Genomic DNA, 20,430 nt, shown 5'->3' with positions numbered 1-20,430 from the left:
CTCATTCACTTTCACAATATCGGTGAAGATTCAGTGGGCCTCACACACGGAAACTCGGACAGCCCCGATACCTGACTGACTTTAGCCGGAGAAGTTACCCATGATGTTCCCCTCGACTGTGCGATTTTTGGCCACCTTGTTGGTCTTTCTCGCCTGCCTGACTACCGAAGTCCATGCCCTGCCAGCGGGGCCAGACAACGCATTGGCGTTTGACGGTGTCAACGACTATGTGAGCATGAACATACCGGCGCCACTTCAAAACCCTGCCAGCAACGACTTCACGATCCTCGCCTGGGTCCGGCTAGGCAGCACGTCCAGCTTCCAGCGGATTCTCTTTGCTCAGCAAAGCACCACCAACTTGGTCTCGATTGCCCGCAATACAGGTGATCCGCTTTACGTTTATGTCGTCGCCAACGGTTCGACGCAATCCCTCGCAACCCTCAACCCGCTCGGGGCTGTGGGCAGTTGGGTTCATGTGGCAGCAGTCTGGAAATCGACCAGCCAGTCTATTTCCATTTTTATCAACGGAGTGCAGGCGGCAGGAGCAAGCGGGGGCGCGAGCTCCACCGGCACCGACGGCGAGATGGCGCTGGGGTCGCGCACGGGTGGTCAGCAGCATTTCTCCGGGAGCCTGGACCGCATGGCCATCTATGGATCTGCGCTGTCCGAAACGCAGATTCTGCGTGCTGCGACGCAATGCATTTATCCACCGGGAGCCGCCAACTCCTATTCCTTCGATGAGGGTACAGCCAATGGCAGCAACATCGGCGTAACCACGCTGACGGACGGGGCAGGCAGTGCCCCCGGAGCGCTCAACAATTTTGCTTTGACCGGCACCGCATCCAATTGGGTCGACTCCAACATCAGCTCGCTGTGCCTGCCTCCGACATACGCCGTGGGCGGGTCGGTATCCGGGCTCACCGGCAGCGGCTTAAAGCTGCAGCTCAACGGCGCGAGCGACTTGTTGATAGCCGGCAATGGCGCATTCCAGTTCCCCGCCATGGCGGATGGACTGAACTACTCAGTGACCGTGGCAACGCACCCGACGGCCCCGGCGCAGTATTGCACGGTCACCAATGGATCTGGAACGCTGGCGAGTAGCGATGTTTCATCGGTGCAAGTGAGCTGCGTGACAGCAACCTCTCCAGGTCAACCGACCAATGCCGTGGCGACATCGGGCAACGGGCAAGCCACCGTGACTTGGTCAGCGCCGAGCAGTGACGGAGGCGCTCCCATTACCACTTACGTGGTAACCGGATCACCCGGCGGCACGTGCTCGGTGAGCGGGGCACCACCGGCTACAACATGCACCATCCCTGGTTTGACGAATGGCACGGCTTACACCTTCGCCGTTGTGGCGACCAATGCCATAGGAGACAGCCTGCCTTCCGCGCAGAGCAGTCCGGTCACGCCGAGGGCAGAATTGGTCTTCATCGGCGCCACGCCGGGGACGATCAATTTGGCGCAGGGTACTGTGGGGCAGCTCTACAGCGTTCCAATAGGCATTTCTGGTGGCCTGCCGCCGTTCGCGTTCAGTGTGGGCGGCAGCCTGCCCGACGGATTGAGCATCGACCCGATCACGGGTGTGATCTCAGGCCAACCCACCACGGCAGGGACATCGACCTTCACGGTCAGCGTGACAGATACCAGCGCAACACTGGCTGCAACCATGCGAGCAAAAGCCGTGGCCACCCAAAGCTTCAGCATCACGATCGCGGACCCCGTGGCAACGTCGGTACCGACTTTGAGCCAGTGGGCATTGCTTGTCGTGACTTGCAGTCTTGCCATGTTGGGAGCGAGACAGATGCGTAAACGCAGGCAAGAATGAAGAAGCAGCCTGAAGTCTGAATCCATCAAGGCAGCCACCTGCGGTGGTTTGCCTGGCGGGATGAAGACGTGGTCGGCGGGCGTGAGCGCCACTGGGATGCGGTGAGTGGCAGTTCCAGGTAAAACAGCGCCAATTGGACTTCACGAATCCAAGCCTGTGGCACAGCGGCCAGGAATTGCACTGGCTCGATCCACAGCAACCCCAAGGCCGGGCGCGGAAGGCCGCCCGGCTTCCGCGCCCCTCAATCAAGCCAGCTTGAACGGCAGTTCGCGCGGCGTCTTGTCGGTGATCTGCGCGATGGCGTTGGCAAACGCCGGCGCCAGCGGCGGCAGGCCGGGCTCACCCATGCCCTTGGGCGGATCAGCACTGGGCACGATGTGCACCGTCACCTGGGGCATGTCGGTGATGCGCGGCACGGCGAAGTCACCAAAGTTGCTTTGCTCCACCACGCCGTCTTTGAGCGTGATGGCGCCGCCGGGCAGGCACATCGACAGGCCCATCAGCGCCGCGCCCTGCACCTGGGCTTCCACGCTTCTGGGGTTGACCACCAGGTTGCAGTGCACGCCGGCCGTGATGGTATGCAGCTTGGGCGTGCCGTCTTTGACGGACGCCTCGACCACATAGGCCACCACCGATTCAAATGACTCGTGCACCGCCACGCCCCAGGCGCGGCCAGCGGCCAGCTTTTTCTTGCCGTAGCCAGACTGGGCAACGGCCAGTTGCAGCGCGGCCTTGTGGCGTGGGTGCTTGTCGCCCATCAGGGCCATGCGGTAGGCCACGGGGTCTTGTTTGGTGGCGCGGGCTACTTCGTCGATGAGGGTTTCCATCACGTAGGCCGTGTGGGTGGAGCCCACACTCCGCCACCACAACACCGGAACATTCACGTCGGGGTGGTGCACCGACAGTTTCATGGGCACGTTGTACGGCTCCTTCATGCCCTCCACGGCCGTGGCATCGATGCCGTTCTTGACCATGAAGGCCTCGAACGGCGAGCCCTTGGTGATGGATTGGCCGACGATGGTGTGGTCCCACGCCAGGATCTTGCCCTGTGCGTCGAACCCGATCTCGGCGCGGTGCACGTGCATGGGGCGGTAGTAGCCGCCCTTGATGTCGTCCTCGCGGCTCCACAGCGTGCGCACCGGAGCGGTGATTCCCGCCGTGCGTGCCGCCTTGGCCACGCCGCAGGCTTCCACCACGTAGTCACTGGTGGGTATGGCACGGCGGCCAAAGCCACCACCGGCCATCTGGGTGTTCACCTTCACGTTTTGCGGCTGCAGGCCCAGCGTCTTGGCGGCGGCCATGGCGTCCAGGCCGGGCATCTGGGTGCCCATCCAGAGTTCGGCCTTGTCACCATCCAGCTTCACCGTGCAGTTGAGCGGCTCCATGGGTGCGTGCGCCAGGTAGGGGAAGACGAACTCGGCGCTGATCTTGTGCGCAGCGCTTGCCAGCGGCGCCATGTCGGCCTGCATGGCCACGTTGCCAGGCTTGGTGGCCAGCTCGCGGTACTGGGCCAGCAGCTGGGTGGTATCGGGCTTGCCGACCGCGCTGGTGTCCCATTCCACCTTCAGCGCATCGCGGCCCTGCTTGGCGGGCCAGTAACCATCGGCCACGATGGCCACGCCCTCGCCGCCCCGGTCAGTGGGCACGCGCAGCACGGCCTTCACGCCCTTGATGGCCTTGGCGGCACTGTCGTCCAGCGACTTCAGCTTGGCGCCGAACACGGGTGGGCGCTCCACCACGGCCGTGAGCATGCCGGGCAGGCGCACGTCAATGCCGTAGTCCTGCTGGCCGCTCGACTTGGCCTTGGCGTCGAGTCGACCCGTGGGCTTGCCGATGAGGCGGAACTGCTTGGGGTCTTTCAAGGTGACCTTTTCGGGCACGGGCTGCTTCATGGCCGCTTCGGCCAGTGCGCCGTAGCCCAGCTTCTTGCCCCCGGGGCCGACGACGAAACCGTTGCTGGTGCGCAGTGCCGAGGCATCCACGCCCCACTGCGCGGCAGCGGCCGAGACCAACATGGCCCGGGTGCGCGCGCCCAGTTCGCGGTACTGGGTGTAGGAGTTTTTGATGGAGTTGGAGCCACCCGTGAGGTGCATGCCCATCATCGGGTCGGCATAGGCCTGGTTGGCATCGCCGTGCACGCTGCGCACCTTGCTCCAGTCGGCATCCAGCTCTTCGGCCAGGATCATGGGCAGGCCGGTCTGCACGCCCTGGCCAAAGTCCAGGCGGTTGATGGTGACGGTGACCGTGCCATCGGCGTCGATGCGGACGAAGGCTGAAGGCTGCTCGAACGGCTTGAGGCCTGCGGGCGCTGCCCCGGCGCCCTGCGCGCTGGCCACCAGCGGAAACGCACCCAGCGCAAAACCGGATGCCGCAGACACCTTGAGGAACGTGCGGCGCGCCACGCCTGCGTGGGAGGCAGCATCTGCTTCTGTATTGATAGCGCCTTGCGCCTGATTCATAAGCGCTACCAGGCCTTTTGGCATGTGGGCGCGGGCGGTTTGAGCGTCGAAATGCATAGTGTTCTCCTGCTCGGTGTTCTTAGGCCAGAGTCTTGGCAGCGTCATGGATGGCCGCGCGGATGCGCACGTAGGTGCCGCAGCGGCACACATTGCCCGCCATGGCAGCGTCAATGTCGGCGTCGGTGGGTTTTTTCTTGCCCTGCAGCAGTGCGGTGGCGCTCATGATCTGGCCGCTTTGGCAGTAGCCACACTGGGCCACGTCGTGCTTGACCCAGGCGGCGTGCACGGCCTTGCCCACCTTGTCATTGGTGGTCACCGCCTCGATGGTGGTGATCTTCTGGCCTGCCGCCGCCGAAATGGGCGTGATGCACGAACGAATGGGCGCACCGTTCAGATGCACCGTGCAGGCCCCGCACAAAGCCTGGCCGCAGCCAAACTTGGTGCCGGTCATGCCCAGCGTGTCGCGCAGGGCCCAGAGGATGGGGGTGGATTCATCGGCATCCACAGCCGTGTCTTTGCCATTGATGTTGAGGGTAGGCATCGTGGGGTTCTCCGTGGGGAAGGTGTTGTTGTGTTGGGGGCGGTTGGGTGACAGGGATGGCGTCAGCGACGCCATCGGCCATGAAAGGGTTGGAGCGTGGTGCGTGGCATTTTTAAGAGAATATAAATTCGATTAAAAGATCAACCTCGGGCAAAAAAAGCTTCGCTGTCTCCCACTCAGGCCTTCAATGCGTCCCAGCACAGCCCAAAAGCCATCTGGTGTACGGCTTCTTCGTCGGGCAGCACCTTGGTGCGGATCAGGTTGCCCGTCTCGCGCACCGACCCCACCAGGCTGGCCGTGAGCAGCGGGATGGGCACGGCCTTCAGGATCTCTTGCTGCTGGCCTTCTTCCATCAACGCAAAAAAACCGGCCATCAGACGGGTCGAGAATTCGCGGTTGCCCTCGGTGAACCAGGGCGAGTTGTAGTACTGCTCCTGAAACACCACCTCGGCATATTGGTCCAGCCGGTGGCGCAGCAGGTTGCCCCAGGCGCGCCGCACGCGGGCGCGGTAGGGCATGCCGGGCACGATGCCCTCCATGATGCGAGCAGCAGTGACCGTTTTGGCATCCTGGTACAGCTGGCTGATGAGTTCGTCCTTGGACGGGTAGTACACATACAGCGTGCTGGTGGCAATGCCCGCCGCGCGGGCAATGTCGGCCAGGGTCAGGCCGCTCAGGCCCGTCTGGGCCACCAGTTCGAAGGTGGCCTGGGCAATGGCGCGCTGTTTTTCGTCGTCTTTGGGTTTCATCGGTGGCGCAATATAAGCGAATATCCATTCGGCAACAACAGGGCGCACGGATCACCCCAAAACGCGGCCGTTTCCCCGGCAAACTCGGCGTGCACAATCGCATGCATGACCACCTCCATCGCCGACCTTCGCAAGAGCTACGAGCGCGCCGAACTCAACGAAGACGCCTCGCACGCCGCCCCCCTCCAGCAGTTTGACCAGTGGCTCCGAGAAGCCATCAGTGCCGAAGTACCCGAGCCCAACGCCATGACCCTGGCCACCGTGGGCAGCGACCTGCGCCCCAGCACCCGCATCGTGCTGATCAAGGGCTATGACGAGCGCGGCATCGTCTGGTTCACCAACTACGACAGCCGCAAGGGCCGCCAGATTGCTGGTAACCCCTACGCAGCCCTGCAGTTCCATTGGGTAGAGCTGGAACGTGTGGTGCGCATCGAGGGCGTGGTGGAAAAGGTTAGCGATGCAGAGAGCGACGAATACTTCAACAGCCGCCCGCTGGATTCGCGCATCGGCGCCTGGGCCAGCCCGCAAAGCCAGGTGATTTCTGGCCGGGGCGTGCTGGTGGCCAACGCCGCCAAATACGGCGCGCAGTTCATGCTGAAGCCGCCCCGCCCGCCGCACTGGGGGGGGTATCGCCTCAAGCCTGATCAGTGGGAGTTCTGGCAAGGGCGCAAGAGCCGGTTGCATGACCGGTTGCGGTACCGTCTGGATGGCGGCGAATGGGTGCGTGAGCGGCTGGCGCCCTGAACCCTGGGAGATCACGATGACCAGTTTCTTTTTGCTTTTGCTATTGGTTTTGCTGGTCGGGGTGCCAGCCTTCGTGTACCTCACAAAGCCTGTTGCACTGGGCTTGACAAGCCTGGTACCTCCCTTGCTCTTTCAGTGTGGCAATTGGATGTATCTGGGCTATTTGGACCCTTTCTGGCCCATCGCCTTGGTTGTCAGCAGCGCAATTGCATTGGTTGCGGCCCTGGTCGTGGGGCTGCTGGTGAGCCGGTTCGCGCACCGGCCTTGAGCATTGCCGCTACACCACCCACCGCGTCACCGCCACAATCACCACCGGCATGGTTACCAACGCCAGCGCCGTAGACACCGCCACGCTCGCAGTCACCTCGTCTTCTGCCACCGCATAACGCTGCGCAAACAGGAACACGTTGGCCCCCACCGGCAGCGATGCTGCCACGATCATCACCGCCAGCGGCATGCCCGACAGGCCCAGTGCCCAGCCCAGGGTGGCCAGCACGATGGGGTGCACCACACACTTGACCAGCGCAATGCGCAGGGCGGCCTTGAAGTGGTGGCCGACCTTGGTAAATGCCAGCGTCACCCCCACCAGCAGCAGCGCAATCGGCCCCAGCGCCTGGCCCAGCAGCAGCAGGGGTTTGTCAACCACCTGCGGCACCACCAGCCCGGTCTGCGCAAACAGAAGGCCCGCGATGATGGGCAGTGGCACCGGGTGCACGATGCCGTTTCGTATGGCCTGCAGCACGGTGCGCCACATGGGCTGCTGCGCGGCGCCTTCCCGGCCTGCATGTTCGCGCGCGGCGGCCAGTTCAAACACCACGGTGGCGGCGGTCAGCAGGATGAGCGAGTGCACCGAGATCAGCGTAAACAGCGTGACCAGCCCCGCATCGCCAAACACCAGGCCCACCAGCGGCACGCCGATCATCAGCGTGTTGCTGAAGGTGTTGGCCAGCGCCCGCGCCGCGCCCAGGCTGGTAAAGCCCAGCACCGCCAGCGTGGCCGTATACACCACGCCAAACGCCACAAAGTAGATACCCACGGGGCCGAAGTTGAGGTCTTCGATGTGCACCGTGCTCATGGTGCGAAACAGCAGCGCGGGCGTGAGCACCATGAACACGAGGTTGGCCAGGTCCTTCACCGCTGCGGCCCGAATCCAGCCGCGCCGCCCCACGTAAAAGCCGATAGCGATGAACAGGATGACGGGGATCAGCGAGGTGAAAACGGGAGAGTTCAAGGTGAAAAACCGGTGGCCGTGCGGTGGTGGAGGCCCGTATTGTGGCCCGGAGCACCACGCTGGCATCGTCTGGATACTATTATTTTTATAGCTGCTTGCGCTTATCCATCAAGCGCTAGGCCCCATTTTTGCTTGAATTTTTCATACCCAGCGGTGGGCGTGCCAGGTACACGGTGGGTTGTCCGTGCCATGGGGCATCTCACCCCGCCACCACCGACACCCCGTGGTCTGCCAGCGTCAGGCTCACCGGTGCGCCCACATCCAGAGTCAGCTCCACCTGGGGCGAGACCACGAAGATCTCGCCCAGCGCACTCGCAAAGGTGTATTCCATGACGCTGCCCAGGTAGGTGCGTTTGGTCAGCCGGGCGGCCAGCCCGCTGGAGGTGGCGGGGCCGATGACCCAGGCTTCGGGCCGCACGGCGATCTTGACCGGGCCGGGGGCGAGGGATGCTGGTGATGGCACGCGCAAAGGGCCGAGCCGGGCATGGCTGCCAGCCGCCGGGCTTTCCCCGTCCGCCGGATTGAGCGCATGGATGTGCCCCTCGAACAGCATTGCCTCGCCCATGAAGCCCGCCACAAACTCGGACGCGGGCTGCTCATACAGCGTGCTGGGCGCGCCGCACTGGGCGATGGTGCCTTTGTCCATCACCACAATCTGGTCGCTGACCGCCAGGGCTTCGCTCTGGTCGTGGGTCACGTAGACCACCGTCAAGCGCAGGCGCTGCTGCAGGGCGCGGATCTCTTCGCGCATGGCGCGCCGCAAGCGGGCGTCCAGGTTGGACAGCGGCTCGTCAAACAGCAGCACGGCGGGCTCCAGCGCCAGCGCCCGGGCCAGGGCCACGCGCTGCTGCTGCCCCCCCGAAAGTTCGTGGGGCCTGCGCAGGTCCAGGCCATGCAGGCCCACGGTGTCGAGCATGGCGCGGGCCCTGTCGCGCACCTGCGGCGGGCGCAGGTGCAGCCCGTGCAGGCCGTAGCACACGTTGTCGATCACGTTCAGGTGCGGGAACAGCGCATAGCTCTGGAACACCAGGCTCACATTGCGCTGCGCCGGGCTGAGGGTGGTCACGTCCTGCCCATCGATGAAGATGCAGCCCGCCGTGGGTGACTCGAGCCCGGCAATCATCCGCAGCGTGGTCGTCTTGCCGCAGCCCGATGGCCCCAGGATGGTGGTGAGCGTGCCACGGGGCACCACAAAGCTGATGTGGTCCACCACCAGCGGCGCGCTGGGCAATGGTCCGTACCGCTTGCTGACATCCCGGAACTCGATGCCATGCGCGGCAGATGGCTGCTTCACGGACATCTCAACCTTCCCAGGCAACAACGGCATCGACACCGATGACCTGCCCTGCGTCCATGCGGTTGAACAGCGTGACTTCGGCCCCCATGGCCTGTGCAATCTGCCGGCAGATCGACAGGCCCAGGCCCACGCCGCCCTTGCCCGCCGAAAACGGCTGGAACAACCGCTGCCGCACGGCATCGTCAATGCCAGGGCCTTCGTCCCACACCAGCAGCTCGCGCCGCCCGGTGCTGTTGCGCAGCAGCACCCCCAGCCGCCCATGCACGGGCGTGTGGTGGATGGCGTTGGCCAGCAGGTTGCGCATGAGTTCGCCCAGGAGCGCGGCATCGCCTGGGGCCAAAAGATCCTCGGGGCCTTCCAGCGCAAAGTCCAGCCGCTTGGCGGCGATCAGTGGCGCCAGCTCCATCACGGCCTCGCGGGCCATGGCGTTCAAATCCACGCTGGGCAGCTCGCCCATGCGCTGGAGCTGCTCCACCTTGCTCAGGCTCAGCAGCTGGTTGGCCAGGCCTGAGGCGCGGTCTACCGTGTGCAGCATCTGCTGCAGCGCATCGGCCACCAGCACATCGCCCGCAATGGCCGACTGCAGCTGCGTGCGCAGCACCGCCATGGGGGTGCGCAGCTGGTGCGTAGCGTCGGCCAGAAAACGCCGCTGCTCCTCGATCCATCGGCTCTGGCTTTGCTGCAGCTCACCAAAATGCTGCACGGCAGGCGCCAGCTCTGACGGGCCTTCGTAGCCCTGGCCGGTACCGCATGCACCTGGCTGGGTTGGCGGAGTGAGCGACACATCCGCGTGCAGCAGCCAGCCCGACGCGACGCGCGCCAGCACCATCGCCACCGCCGTCATGGCCAGAGCCAGCAGAACCACTGGGCGCAAACCCGCGCCTTCATCCATCAGGCGGGCCACGCTGGGCAGGCGTTCGCTGAACGGCCGCGCCACCTGGCGCACCACCGGCGGGGCGGCGCCCTGCCCGCCCCCAGCCACCGCCGGCTGGTGCAGCGTAGCGGCCACGCGCACCAGTTGGTCGCCCACCTGCGCCAGGTAAAAGTGCACGCTGCCCTGCCCTTGCACGGGCTCAGAGGGCGGTACACGCGGCAGGTCGGCGCTGCCCGCCAGGCGCTCGCCGTCCAGGCTGCTTTCGCGGAACCAGACCGCAGGGGCTTGCTCCATGGCGGATGCACCGGCCTGCGGCTGCAACACGTTCGGCCAGGTTGTCAGCGCCCTGTGCAGCACGGCATCCTGCGCGGCAGCGTTGTGCCGTACCTGCTGCACCACCTGCACCGTGGCAACCAGGGCCACCAGCGCCCACAGGGGCACGAGCAGGCCCACCAGAATCAGCCGCTGTAGCGATCCTCCGCGCGGGCGCCAGGGCCAGCGCTGCCACCAAGGCGTGTTCACCGGAGCGCCCCGCCCTTCTCGGCCTTGTCGACCTTGTCGCCTTTTTGGGCGGCCATGCTGTCGGCATCGCACAGCAGGTAGCCCACGCCGCGCAGGGTCACGATCTCGGCATTGGTGCCCACCAGCTTCTTGCGCAGGCGGTGCACCACCACCTCCACCGCATCGGCCTGCACCTGCTCATCGGTGTTGGCAAACACCTGGGTGCGCAGCTCTTCCTTGCTCACCACGCGGTCGATGCGCGACATCAAGAGGCGCAGCAGTTCTGCCTCACGCTGCGACAGCTCCAGCGGCAGTGCCTCGTTGTAGAAGGCGCCACTGGCCGGGTCGCGGTGGAGCGCACCACAGCGCAACTGCCCGTCGCGCCCCACCCGGCGTGTCAGGGCCCGCAGGCGCGCCACCAACTCGTCCAGGTCAAACGGCTTGGCCAGGTAGTCATCTGCCCCCGCCTCCAGCCCTGCCACGCGGTCGGTGACGGCCGCACGGGCCGTGAGCGCCAGCACGGGCGTGGTGCTGCCGCCATCGCGCAGGCGCCGCAGCACCTCCAGCCCGTCCAGACCCGGCAAAGACAGGTCCAGCGTGATCACATCAAAGGCCGCGCGCCGCGCCGCCGCCAGGGCCTCTTTGCCGTCGGCGCAGCACAGCACCTCAAAACCGCGCGCCACGAGGCTGCGGCTCAGGGCACCGGCCAGATCAAAATCGTCTTCGACCAACAGCAGTTTCATACCGCGATCATGCCGCCTGCGCAGGGCCCCGGCCACTGTGGTTGTACGGAGGGGGCGTGAAAGGAAGGCGAAAGCGTGAGAGGACCACGTGAATGAAAGCTCGTGTCCTGAGTTGGAAGTTCGTTGATGAAATAAAGATGTCGAAATCGTCGCCAGGCAAGGCGCAAACCACAGCGATAGCCGTAGCTATCGCGAGGGTTTGCAACGCGGTATGGCGGCGATTCTGGGCGTCTTTATGAAGTGAATTTCCAACTCAGGACACTTGGGTGCCTCGCACCAACCAGTGGTGAGCGGGTTGCAACAACTCAATGGTGCCCTTTGTGCACCGGGCGTGTTGCAGGCGAAGGCTCTGAGCCCGCAGCGTAGCCGCGCAGGGCGGAATACCGCTGGATCTGGTCACTGTGGAGCAGCGCGGTTTGCGCAAGGTGCGTGCGCAAATGCTCTTCGCGCAAGCGCGCCTGGCGCTGTCCGATTTCGCCGGTCAGTGCCGATAGCCTTGCGGGGTGGATCGTGCCCGTTTTGAACGCCTCATCCAGCGCCTCTTCCGAAGCGATCAGGGCCGCTCCGAGCTTTCGCGCGGCCTCCTTGTGCGCGTGCAGCAAGGCGGTTGTGGCCGTTCTCTGCTGGTCGGTCAACGCCAGTGCGTCTGCGTGCTCCAGAACGTGGGCTGGTCCGGGGTAGCCGTTCAGCTCGGCCGCCTTGGCCAAACCCATGCCCTGCCCCTGCAACAGATCTGTCACGTCCTGGTCAGACAACGATTTGATGGCGCGTTTTTGCTGGCCGGCATAGGGCGCAGGCTCGGCGGTGGCGAGATGGGCAGCCAATGCCAGTGCAATGCACCCCGCCGTCTTGATCAGTGCGGGCAAGTGGCCCCTACCCTGTGTTGACCGGGCGCCTGTATTGCGTAGCTGAACTCTTGCTGTCATGGTTATGGCCCACGTTGTTGTGATTACCGTGGGCATGCTACGAAGAAGGTCGCCCTGAACGATATGATTTTGGTCATATGAAAAAAGCGATAGGTGTGGGTGTGTCCGGCTCGGGAGCCGATTTGCCATGGATGCGGCTGATGCCCCCAAGCCTGCGCGAACTGGCAAAGGCGCGGCAATTCGCAGCACACCACGCCGTCTTTCAAACTGGCAATCCTGTGTGCAGCATTTACCTGGTGGCCACGGGTGAAGTGCGCCTCGTTCGGTTCAGCCGCAACGGCGGCGAAGTCATCCTTCAGCGATCACGCCAGGGCTTTGTTGCAGAAGCCAGCCTTGACAGCCAGCTTTACCACTGCACCGCCGTAGCCTCCGAGCCCAGCGATCTGCTGGAATTTCCAGCGGATGCGTTTCGCACTGCGTTGCACGATTCGTCAGAATTTCGCGCAGCTTGGCAGTCGCAGCTGTCGCAAGAACTGCGCAAGCTTCGTGCGCAGTGTGAGCGGCTGAGCCTGCACAGGGCTGCGGACCGCATTGCTCACTACATCCACGCTGAAGGCGTTGATGGCTGCCTAACCTTGCAGCAGCCTCGAAAGGCCTGGGCCGCCGAACTCGGCCTCACGCATGAGGCCCTTTACAGAACCCTACGGCGAATGCAGGACGAAGGGCTGATCCATATAAACGGCAACTTGCTCCGGGCCTTGGGCTAGGAGGCCATCACCCGAGCTCCTCCATCGTCCACCTCGGTCTGCAGCACGTGCCACTGATGGGGAGAATCACCACCCTTTTCGGCCAGGTGCTTGCTGATGAGGACACGTATTGCCGCGAGACAACAAGGGTTTATGGAAAGTAGGTGTCGCATCCCGTACGATCATATGGTCGCTTGTGAAACAGGTGCGGGTGGGTCTGGTACCACTCTTTCATCGCCTGCATCGGCGTACTGCTCTTGAGCGCTGACTGCGGTAACTGGTGGTTGTACAGGGCCACATAGCGCAGCAGGGTTTGCTCCATGTCTTCGCGGCTGTTGAACCTGTGGGTCTTCAAAACGTCCGCAATGCGGCCGTTAAACCGCTCAACCATGCCGTTGGTTCTGGGCGTCCTGGGCTTGGTCAATCGGTGCTCTATGCCCAGTTCCTGGCACAGTTGATCGAACTCATGGTTGCCGCTGGGTTCGCGTTCCTTTCTGGCAAACAGACGGTCCGTGAACTCTTTGCCGTTGTCGGTCAGCAGCTTGTTGATCCTGATCGGACAGGCCTTGTGCAATGCCTTGAGGAAGGCCTGTGCACTGGCAGCTGTCTTGTTGGCCTTGAACTGCACGAACACCCATCGCGTGGCCCTGTCGATGGCCACGAACAGGTAGCGCCGGCTGCTCTCATCCTGCATCTGGGGCAGGTACTTCACATCCATGTGCACGTAGCCTGGCTCGTAGCTCTTGAAGGCCTTGTAGGCCAGCGCAGGCTGCTGGGGCTTTAGAGCATTGAGGTTGCCCGCTCCATGGCGGCGCAAGCACCTATCCAGCCCGGAGCGCGAGACATGGGGACAGATGAACTCCCGTGTCACGGCCAGCAGGTCATCCAAAGGCAACAGCAAGGTACGCCGCAAGTGAACCACCACTGTTTCTTGTGCTGGCGTGAGCACGGTCTGCAGGTGGTGGGCAGTGTGAGAGCGGTCTGCAAAGACGGAACGCTTCTTCCACTTGTAGACCGTCTGCTCAGTGATCCCAAAGCGCTGGGCCAAGACGCTGGCTGGTTCATCGCTGGCTGCGATCTCGGCACGCACGGCGGGCGTGGTGCGGGCGTTCTTGTGCAGGGCTATCAACATGGCTTCACTCCCTGGGTGGATTGCAAGGACTCTATCAACTCCTTTAGAACCGCTCGCGCCATGAAGAGTGGATAGCGTTTGGAGTCTATGCAATCGTCCGGGATGCGACAAGTAGGCTCATCCTGTCGGGTGCGAAGCGCTGATGTCCATATTGGCAAATAAAATTATCGAAAAATATTATATTTTATTATGCAGTAGATGGCTCTGACCCCGTCTTTCCAGCCGATTTTCTTGCCGTCTTCGTAAGTTCTTCCAAAATAGGAAATACCCACCTCATAGATGCGGCAATTCAATTTTGAAACCTTGGCTACAATCTCCGGCTCAAATCCAAAACGATTTTCTTCAATGCGAATGGATTGAATTATTTCCCGCCGAAATGCCTTGTAGCAAGACTCCATATCCGTCAGATTTAAATTGGTGAATACATTGGAGGCCAACGTCAAGAACCCATTGCCCACGCGATGCCAGAAGTACAAGACGCGGTGGCAATTGCCACCAATGAAACGCGAACTGAACACTACATCGGCCCTGTTGGATAAAATAGGTTCTATTAAAGCGGGATATTCATCGGGGTTGTATTCAAGATCGGCATCCTGAATGATGACGATATCTCCGGTGGCATGTTGGATGCCAGACCTGAGTGCCGCCCCCTTGCCCTGATTGGTTTCATGAAATACCAGCCTATCAATCTTGCCAGCCAACTCATTCGCAAGTATCTCTCTGGTTCCATCTGTTGAAAAATCATCGACAACAATAATTTCTTTCTGCGGATAAGGCGCTGAACGCACTGCGTCCACAATAGACCGGATGGTTTGCTTTTCATTGAAGCAAGGAATGACAATCGTCAGCTTCATGGAAGAAGATATATCCATTTTTGCGCCAATAGTACGGAAACAATCATGACAACGCCCATGCCCGCATAAAGCGCACGATAGCGCGTCTGCAGACTGCGCACACTCTCAAATGTCAGTCCTTCCCGCATCGCCTGGAGCATCCAGTAAAAATGCAGCGGATAGATCAACGCGACAACCATGGCCAGCACTTGCGGCACCGTTCCTCTCAGCGCCAGCAGGACCAACAGGGCGTCGGCCAGCGTGAAAAGCACAAAACTAGCGATGAAGCTCCGCTTTTTGCCGAACTTCACCGCATTGGTTTGAATCCCGTTGCTTAGGTCGGCCTCGCAATCGCGAACCTCCTGCGTCAGGTGGCCCGCGCTGAATATGGTGGCAAAGAACAACCCGATCTGCAGGCCATTCATGTCGGGGCTTCTGAATACTGAATAGCCCAGCAAAAAATGCAGCAACCCGCTGGCAACATGGAGCAGTGTGTTCGCAAGCGGTATGCCCTTCAGGTAAACATGCGGGATGGAGTAGAGCGCGCCTGCCACTGCGATCGACAGCGCAATAGCCAGCGTTGCCGCGTTCAGCTGGCTGAGGGTCATGAGGCTCAGCGCCAGCAGAATCAGCAACAAGGCCCCGATCTCATTGCGCCGAATGCCGCGATTGATAAAAACCCCTGCGGCCCTGGTTGGGTCCCGAAGGTCCTGGTGCACTCCGGACCAATCGTTGAGCATGAAGATGTGGGCCACCAAAAAGGCGTTTCCTGCCACCAACAGCAACAGCATCGCCGCGCTCTGATATGTGAAGTGGCCCATGGCAAAGACGGCGCCCAGCAAAGGCGCGCCCTGAAGCACGAGAACCTCGTCGAATCGAATGCACGACAACAGGCGCAGAACCCGCCGGGCTCCCTGGGGACGATCCATCATGGTGTTTTCGGGGCAGTCCGGCTGCCATCGGCTGCAGAGCTGCCGGTGTTGTTGTCGAGACCGTTGCCGTTGTCGGCCAGAAGGCCCAGTCGTGCGCTTTCCAGGTACAGCCGCAGCCAGAGCGCATAGCCCACATCTTCCGACCAGTAGAACCTGCGTACCGAGGCGGTGAGATCGTTGTGGTACAGCAAGGGCGGGTTCAGCTTCACGGCGAAGAAGTCATTTTTTGACAGATCTTGAAGCAGATGGATGATCTGGGTTGGCTCGGGCGCCCTGCCCTTGCCGCCCTGGAGCCGCTGCAACATGTCGCTGGCGCGCAGCCAGATTTCCTGCCCTGGCAGGGCTGTTTGCGAACGCGCGGGCGGCAACTGCACATCGCAGCCCACCGCTTTCATGTCGGCCTGGCGCAGGACGGGTACCAGCGGTGCCCTGCGGTAGTAAACCCACAGGCGGTCCTGGTCGATGGCTTGGCGAAGCGCGCCGCACAACATCTGGGCCGCTGGTGGGTCGGCCTGTGCCAGCCACATCAGCACATGCATCTGGATTGCCGCGTCGGTGGGGTTCGGATCGGAGCCTGGGTCGATGCACCGGTACTCATTGCGCTGGCCCAGCCAGGTGTTGTACAGGCCTTCGGCGGTACGGTACTGCAGCAGCGCCGTCAGGGCCGCTGGCCGCAGTGCATCTGCACCGGGGGCCAGTCTCCACACCAGGGCGGTGTCGTCGGCATCGGGTGTGATGGGGCACAGCCCATGTGTGGTCATGGCGGCGCCATCAGGCCGGCCGTGGTAGCGCACGAGCCCACTGGCCTCGATCTGGCTGCGCAGATGGGTCCGGGCCCGGTCCAGGCTTCCCCCCAGCCCCACGGGGCCTGGTTTTGAACCGAGAACGTCCACCATCATGGAAGTGACGTAGGTGTTCATTTCCAGCTTCGGCTTCTCAAAACGCTCTTCGCTGGTGTACGCAGTGAGCCAGTAGCCATCGACCTGTTGCCTGCGGCTGATCAAACCCACAGCCTTGCGGGCGCTGTGCGCAAGCTCGCCATGGCGGGTGGCGTTGGGGACTGGGTCCGCTTTGTCGGGCAAAGCTGGCCGCATCACGCCAGCGGTGGCTGCAGGTGCGGCAACCGGCCCTGGTTCGATGCGTATCTCGTGCAGGCCCATGACCAGATTGCGGGTATCGCCATTGGGCAGTGGCTTGATGGTGGCGGTATCCACCGCAAAGAAACTGATGACGTTCCGCCCCGCATGGAGGCGGGTGCGCGCCACCACCGAAGCCCTCCCGCGGAAGGTGTACTCGCCTTCCGCCGCAGGGACGCCGTCCTGCAGCACCATGACCCTCCGGTCGGGCGCAGTCAGGCCGTGCCCCGGGGATACCTCGAACCGGAGGTCCACGTCGTGGTCCTCGCGCGACCAGAGTGCGAACTCGATGCCCTCGGCATGCCCCTGCCCCATCCACAGGAAACCGCCCTCTCTGCCACCCAGGTTTTCAACAGGCCATGGCGTCTCCAGCAAGGCGGGATCGATACCCACCTTGGTTTTGAGACTGTCGGCGACCCTGATCAAGGGTGAACCCGGCGGGACGGCCGTCGTCTGGAATGGCCTTTCGTTGGCCAATGTGGTGCCGCTCACTTCGAACAGACGCATGTGGGGTGTGTTGAGGGGGATGGACTTCAGTCCGGCCTGGGCGCTGAGCCACTTCACCATTTCGCGGGTATCGACGGTTGGAAACCACTCGAAGAACACCTGCTTGTCGTCCTGGATCAAGACGTGGGTGGCTTTTTCGGATGCGATCATCCGGCCCATTCTTTCTGGGTCAAAAGGCCCCGTGCCCCAGGGAATCACTGCATTGGAATAACGGGTTTCCGGGGAGAAGAGCGAATAGTCGCGGGCGTCCTGGTGCCCCACAAAAAGCACGCGGGAACCAGCCGGCAGCATGGACCCGACAATTTCTTCAAATGGCTCATTGATCAGCTTTTCCGAGGCGGGAGCTGCGATGGCCTGTACAGCGTCGTAAGCCAGAGCCCTCATCGGCTGGTATGCGGCATACGTGACCACCATCGCAATGAGCGCCTGGGCAAATTTCTTTCTGGAGAGGTACGGCGTAACCAGCGCAATGCCAACGGGCAGCAGCAATGCATACGGGCCAATGAGAAATCGCGCAGGAACGTCGGACTGGGCCATCCACCGCGCGCCAAACAGGATTGCGCACAGCAATGGAATTGCCAACAGCGTTTGTGCCGACACCGCCGTCAGCCTCACGTGCGGCCAGGTCGCGACCAGATTGCGAACCAGAAGGTACACGGCGATCAGCAACATGGGAATCCACAGCAACCCCCACAACGAAAACCGTGTGGAGTGCTCTGGCAGCGAGTACACGAAACTCCCCGGCCACGCGCCCTTGTTTTCGCCCGCCAAGGGTGCGCCGGCGCCCACGGAATAAATGAATTGGTTGGCGGCACTGCTGAAACGGGACCGCGTTTCACTCGAAGCCGGAACGTCCGGCAGTTCCAGGAGCAAAAATACAAAACGCACCGCGTGGGTATAGATCACTTGCGGAGTGATGTCGGCCTGCACCACGCGCCGCACCTCCTGTGGCCCCAAGGGGTGGTGGTAGAGCGCAGTGTTGAATGCCAGGGGAACAAGCAGCGAACTCAAAACACCCGCACACACCCATCCTGCAGCCAGTGCCTTGAACCGCGCAATGCATGAAAACGGACTCGGCGCCCACCACACGATCAGCAGCAAGCTGGGAATCATCGACACTGGAAACGACCGGACATTGATGCTCAATACCGTGAATATCCCCAGGAAGAAATATTGGGCCTTCGATGCATCAGGCTGCGTGCAAATGGAAACCACCCAATAGGCAATACCGAGCAGGGTGACGATGGACCAGATTTCAGGCTTGAGCCCCACTGCACTGGAGGCAACAAGAGGCGTAGAGACCAGAATCAACACGCCCACCAGAGCCACTGTCTGGCTTAGTTTGAGTGCCCGCAATAAATAATATTGACCGATGGCTGCCAATGGAAATGCCAGCCAAAACACAATGCGGCCCATAGCCTCAGCTTTGGTGAGCAGCACCGGCCACAGGAAGAATAACTCGCTCCCGAACGGAATCATCGTCTGTCGGATATTGTGCGTGTCAAACGGGAATACCGATTGATTTTGAATCCAGTAGATAACCCGCGAGGCGTGGTACATCCTGTCATCAAAGTTCTGGAGAGGCACTACGGCCTGCCCTACCAACGACATCCAGAGGACTCCGCAAATCGCCATCAGCGTTATCACTCCCCACTGCGATAATCCCCGCGCGAACGCTGCAAGCCTTGTGCGCTGCGTACTCCATATCCCCAGAAAACCACGAAGCGTGGGCCATCCCATCTCGCGTGTCAACCGTAAAGTGGCAATGCAAAAAAGCACCTGGACCAGCATCCACGCAGCCGGGTTCAATGCGTGAACCAACGAAGTCAGGCTTGCAATTGCACCCACCTGCAGCATTGAGCTGGCAATGAAAATCCAGAAACTATCGGCAGAAGAATTGGCAAAGCGTGAAGCCCAACGCTGTGAGGACCAGACGATCAACAACAAGGAAATCGAGAAAATCATTGATTTATAGAATATTCACATCAATTAACATCGGCAACACAAATATTAATTAATTTCGTTGATTTTCATCACAAATTGTTACTTATGCAAATATACCATGCAGCTCCACCAGAAGCCATTTTCTGGAGGTGAAACGCTCGGCACGCGTACTCTAAAAGCCATGCCGTCATGAGAAACAAGCCTGTACTCGGCGGGCAAAAGGCCTCCCCTTGCTCGGCCTGATCCTGCAGCATGAGCAGAGTTGCGGCCCTTGCTGGGGCCCGATCAAGGGCCGAGCAACCGCAGGGATGGGGCCGTGCGGGGCGCTGACGCAATCCCGTAAAAGCGCCTTTTAAAACCAAAAATAATATTAAACTACAGCTACATGCAAATTGCTGTATAGTCGGTGTCGTTGCAGTCACGGCTCTTGACGCGCGCAGTCACCGCAACGCCTGTTCAGGGTGGCAATCCGCCCCAGGCAGGCCGCCTTTTGCGACCTTTGTGGTTGCCCATTGGGTCTGTAGAGCTGCAGCCCACTGCGTCCCTTGATGCTCACGCAGGTCGATTTCCACGCCTGCGATCCTGATTGATCCAGATTTCACAGACCGCCATTTCCATGGGCAAGTACGTCGTTTCGCCCACGACACACCCGACCGACTGCGGCCGCTTCCGCGCCTCCTTCTCGGTCCATCGTTCTCAGGGCAACGGCAGCTACTGCCGCGTGTTCCGTTTTGACAAAGCCTTTGCCTCGCGCGAAGCCGCCCGGCTCTTTGCAGTCACCCAGGGCTGGCTGCAAACGTGCATGCCGCACCCCCCAACGTGCTGATGACCTGATCTGCGACCTGCAGATCCCATCCACCCATCCCAGTTGCTGCGGACACTCGATCCGCACAGCTGCATCCCAACGGTACGCCCTTCGTTGCGCACCACATTTCAGAAAGGCTCAACCATGAGCAGCAAAATCTACGTGGGCAACCTGCCCTACTCCGTGACCGATTCCACCCTGGAAAGCAACTTTTCCGAATTCGGCCGGGTCTCCTCCGCCAAGGTCATGATGGACCGCGAAACCGGCCGCTCCAAGGGCTTCGGCTTTGTGGAAATGGCCTCCGCCGAAGTCGCCCAGGCCGCCATCAGCGCCCTGCACGGCATGTCCGTTGACGGCCGCTCGATCGTCGTGAACCTGGCCCGCCCCCGTGAAGAAGGTGGCGGCGCCGGTGGCTACAAGGCCGGCGGCTACAGTGCGAGCACACGCTCGGACGTTGGCTACGGCACGGGTGGCTTCGGCGGCGGTCGTTACTGATCCAGGCAACCCTCTGTGAAAAACCGGCTCTGAGGAGCCGGTTTTTTTTCGCCTCGCATCCATAGGA

18 protein-coding genes are annotated in these 20,430 nt (G+C 61.8%); 6 read left to right on the top strand and 12 right to left on the bottom strand.

Annotated elements, in window-relative coordinates:
* The first annotated feature begins 100 nt into the window (after positions 1-100).
* Entirely contained in the window at positions 101-1,828 is a 1,728-nt protein-coding gene (locus EXV95_RS04665; protein ID WP_176885987.1) for an IPTL-CTERM sorting domain-containing protein, read from the top strand.
* A 245-nt stretch (positions 1,829-2,073) separates the two neighbouring features.
* Here EXV95_RS04665 and EXV95_RS04660 read toward each other — a convergent pair whose 3' ends face one another.
* The 3 genes from EXV95_RS04660 to EXV95_RS04650 form a co-directional block, all read right to left on the bottom strand.
* On the bottom strand, positions 2,074-4,344 hold the full coding sequence (locus tag EXV95_RS04660; RefSeq protein ID WP_176885986.1) for a xanthine dehydrogenase family protein molybdopterin-binding subunit: 2,271 nt from the start codon (positions 4,342-4,344) through the stop codon (positions 2,074-2,076).
* Between the two features lie 22 nt (positions 4,345-4,366).
* Entirely contained in the window at positions 4,367-4,828 is a 462-nt protein-coding gene (locus EXV95_RS04655) for a (2Fe-2S)-binding protein (RefSeq protein WP_055401911.1), read from the bottom strand.
* Positions 4,829-5,004: 176 nt separating this feature from the next.
* Complete coding sequence (locus tag EXV95_RS04650) at positions 5,005-5,577, bottom strand: TetR/AcrR family transcriptional regulator (protein ID WP_121506399.1); 573 nt, start codon at positions 5,575-5,577, stop codon at positions 5,005-5,007.
* A 105-nt stretch (positions 5,578-5,682) separates the two neighbouring features.
* Between EXV95_RS04650 and pdxH the strand changes: the two genes are divergently transcribed.
* Both pdxH and EXV95_RS04640 read left to right on the top strand, forming a co-directional pair.
* A complete protein-coding gene (gene pdxH / locus EXV95_RS04645; protein WP_176885985.1) occupies positions 5,683-6,321 on the top strand; it encodes a pyridoxamine 5'-phosphate oxidase in 639 nt (212 codons plus the stop codon).
* Positions 6,322-6,337: 16 nt separating this feature from the next.
* Positions 6,338-6,589 carry a hypothetical protein gene (locus EXV95_RS04640; RefSeq protein ID WP_055401906.1) on the top strand — a complete coding sequence of 84 codons (252 nt, stop codon included), beginning with the start codon at positions 6,338-6,340 and terminating at the stop codon, positions 6,587-6,589.
* 9 nt (positions 6,590-6,598) lie between these two features.
* Here EXV95_RS04640 and EXV95_RS04635 read toward each other — a convergent pair whose 3' ends face one another.
* The 5 genes from EXV95_RS04635 to EXV95_RS04615 form a co-directional block, all read right to left on the bottom strand.
* Positions 6,599-7,552 (bottom strand): AEC family transporter, encoded by a 954-nt coding sequence (locus tag EXV95_RS04635; protein ID WP_176885984.1) that lies wholly within the window; start codon positions 7,550-7,552, stop codon positions 6,599-6,601.
* A gap of 199 nt (positions 7,553-7,751) precedes the next feature.
* Positions 7,752-8,846, bottom strand: coding sequence for an ABC transporter ATP-binding protein (locus tag EXV95_RS04630; RefSeq protein WP_370460187.1), 1,095 nt, complete (start codon positions 8,844-8,846; stop codon positions 7,752-7,754).
* 7 nt (positions 8,847-8,853) lie between these two features.
* Positions 8,854-10,245: an ATP-binding protein gene (locus tag EXV95_RS04625; RefSeq protein WP_176885982.1), complete on the bottom strand. Its 1,392-nt coding sequence runs from the start codon at positions 10,243-10,245 to the stop codon at positions 8,854-8,856.
* A complete protein-coding gene (locus EXV95_RS04620) occupies positions 10,242-10,967 on the bottom strand; it encodes a response regulator transcription factor (protein ID WP_176885981.1) in 726 nt (241 codons plus the stop codon). The genes EXV95_RS04625 and EXV95_RS04620 overlap by 4 nt, the downstream gene beginning before the upstream one ends.
* Before the next feature lie 305 nt (positions 10,968-11,272).
* Positions 11,273-11,833 carry a hypothetical protein gene (locus EXV95_RS04615; protein ID WP_218135477.1) on the bottom strand — a complete coding sequence of 187 codons (561 nt, stop codon included), beginning with the start codon at positions 11,831-11,833 and terminating at the stop codon, positions 11,273-11,275.
* A gap of 137 nt (positions 11,834-11,970) precedes the next feature.
* On the opposite strand from EXV95_RS04615, the gene EXV95_RS04610 reads away from it, so the two are divergent.
* On the top strand, positions 11,971-12,600 hold the full coding sequence (locus EXV95_RS04610; protein ID WP_176885980.1) for a Crp/Fnr family transcriptional regulator: 630 nt from the start codon (positions 11,971-11,973) through the stop codon (positions 12,598-12,600).
* 130 nt (positions 12,601-12,730) lie between these two features.
* Here EXV95_RS04610 and EXV95_RS04605 read toward each other — a convergent pair whose 3' ends face one another.
* The 4 genes from EXV95_RS04605 to EXV95_RS04590 all read right to left on the bottom strand — a co-directional run bounded on the left by EXV95_RS04605 (position 12,731) and on the right by EXV95_RS04590 (position 19,066).
* Positions 12,731-13,711, bottom strand: coding sequence for an IS481 family transposase (locus EXV95_RS04605; protein ID WP_176885979.1), 981 nt, complete (start codon positions 13,709-13,711; stop codon positions 12,731-12,733).
* A 164-nt stretch (positions 13,712-13,875) separates the two neighbouring features.
* The gene (locus tag EXV95_RS04600) at positions 13,876-14,565 is read right to left on the bottom strand and encodes a glycosyltransferase family 2 protein (RefSeq protein ID WP_176885978.1); all 690 of its coding nucleotides are present in this window, start codon (positions 14,563-14,565) and stop codon (positions 13,876-13,878) included.
* Positions 14,562-15,476, bottom strand: coding sequence for a UbiA family prenyltransferase (locus tag EXV95_RS04595; protein ID WP_176885977.1), 915 nt, complete (start codon positions 15,474-15,476; stop codon positions 14,562-14,564). The genes EXV95_RS04600 and EXV95_RS04595 overlap by 4 nt, the downstream gene beginning before the upstream one ends.
* Positions 15,473-19,066, bottom strand: a complete 3,594-nt coding sequence (locus EXV95_RS04590; protein ID WP_176885976.1) for a hypothetical protein — start codon at positions 19,064-19,066, stop codon at positions 15,473-15,475. The genes EXV95_RS04595 and EXV95_RS04590 overlap by 4 nt, the downstream gene beginning before the upstream one ends.
* A 613-nt stretch (positions 19,067-19,679) precedes the next feature.
* On the opposite strand from EXV95_RS04590, the gene EXV95_RS04585 reads away from it, so the two are divergent.
* Positions 19,680-19,889 (top strand): hypothetical protein, encoded by a 210-nt coding sequence (locus EXV95_RS04585; protein WP_055401919.1) that lies wholly within the window; start codon positions 19,680-19,682, stop codon positions 19,887-19,889.
* Between the two features lie 123 nt (positions 19,890-20,012).
* Entirely contained in the window at positions 20,013-20,363 is a 351-nt protein-coding gene (locus tag EXV95_RS04580) for an RNA-binding protein (RefSeq protein ID WP_055401895.1), read from the top strand.
* The last annotated feature ends 67 nt before the right edge of the window (positions 20,364-20,430 follow it).

The sequence above is a fragment of the Acidovorax sp. JMULE5 genome, assembly GCF_013376875.1.
Taxonomy (GTDB): domain Bacteria; phylum Pseudomonadota; class Gammaproteobacteria; order Burkholderiales; family Burkholderiaceae_C; genus Acidovorax; species Acidovorax facilis.
Note: the sequence above shows the minus strand (reverse complement) of the source record. Positions and strands in the feature narration are given on the sequence as shown.

Bases quoted from the DNA above. Each gene is read 5' to 3' on its own strand.
- EXV95_RS04665 (WP_176885987.1), top strand. From the start codon at position 101: ATGATGTTCCCCTCGACTGTGCGATTTTTGGCCACCTTGTTGGTCTTT.
- EXV95_RS04660 (WP_176885986.1), bottom strand. From the start codon at position 4,344: ATGCATTTCGACGCTCAAACCGCCCGCGCCCACATGCCAAAAGGCCTG.
- EXV95_RS04655 (WP_055401911.1), bottom strand. From the start codon at position 4,828: ATGCCTACCCTCAACATCAATGGCAAAGACACGGCTGTGGATGCCGAT.
- EXV95_RS04650 (WP_121506399.1), bottom strand. From the start codon at position 5,577: ATGAAACCCAAAGACGACGAAAAACAGCGCGCCATTGCCCAGGCCACC.
- pdxH (WP_176885985.1), top strand. From the start codon at position 5,683: ATGACCACCTCCATCGCCGACCTTCGCAAGAGCTACGAGCGCGCCGAA.
- EXV95_RS04640 (WP_055401906.1), top strand. From the start codon at position 6,338: ATGACCAGTTTCTTTTTGCTTTTGCTATTGGTTTTGCTGGTCGGGGTG.
- EXV95_RS04620 (WP_176885981.1), bottom strand. From the start codon at position 10,967: ATGAAACTGCTGTTGGTCGAAGACGATTTTGATCTGGCCGGTGCCCTG.
- EXV95_RS04610 (WP_176885980.1), top strand. From the start codon at position 11,971: ATGAAAAAAGCGATAGGTGTGGGTGTGTCCGGCTCGGGAGCCGATTTG.
- EXV95_RS04605 (WP_176885979.1), bottom strand. From the start codon at position 13,711: ATGTTGATAGCCCTGCACAAGAACGCCCGCACCACGCCCGCCGTGCGT.
- EXV95_RS04600 (WP_176885978.1), bottom strand. From the start codon at position 14,565: ATGAAGCTGACGATTGTCATTCCTTGCTTCAATGAAAAGCAAACCATC.
- EXV95_RS04595 (WP_176885977.1), bottom strand. From the start codon at position 15,476: ATGATGGATCGTCCCCAGGGAGCCCGGCGGGTTCTGCGCCTGTTGTCG.
- EXV95_RS04585 (WP_055401919.1), top strand. From the start codon at position 19,680: ATGGGCAAGTACGTCGTTTCGCCCACGACACACCCGACCGACTGCGGC.
- EXV95_RS04580 (WP_055401895.1), top strand. From the start codon at position 20,013: ATGAGCAGCAAAATCTACGTGGGCAACCTGCCCTACTCCGTGACCGAT.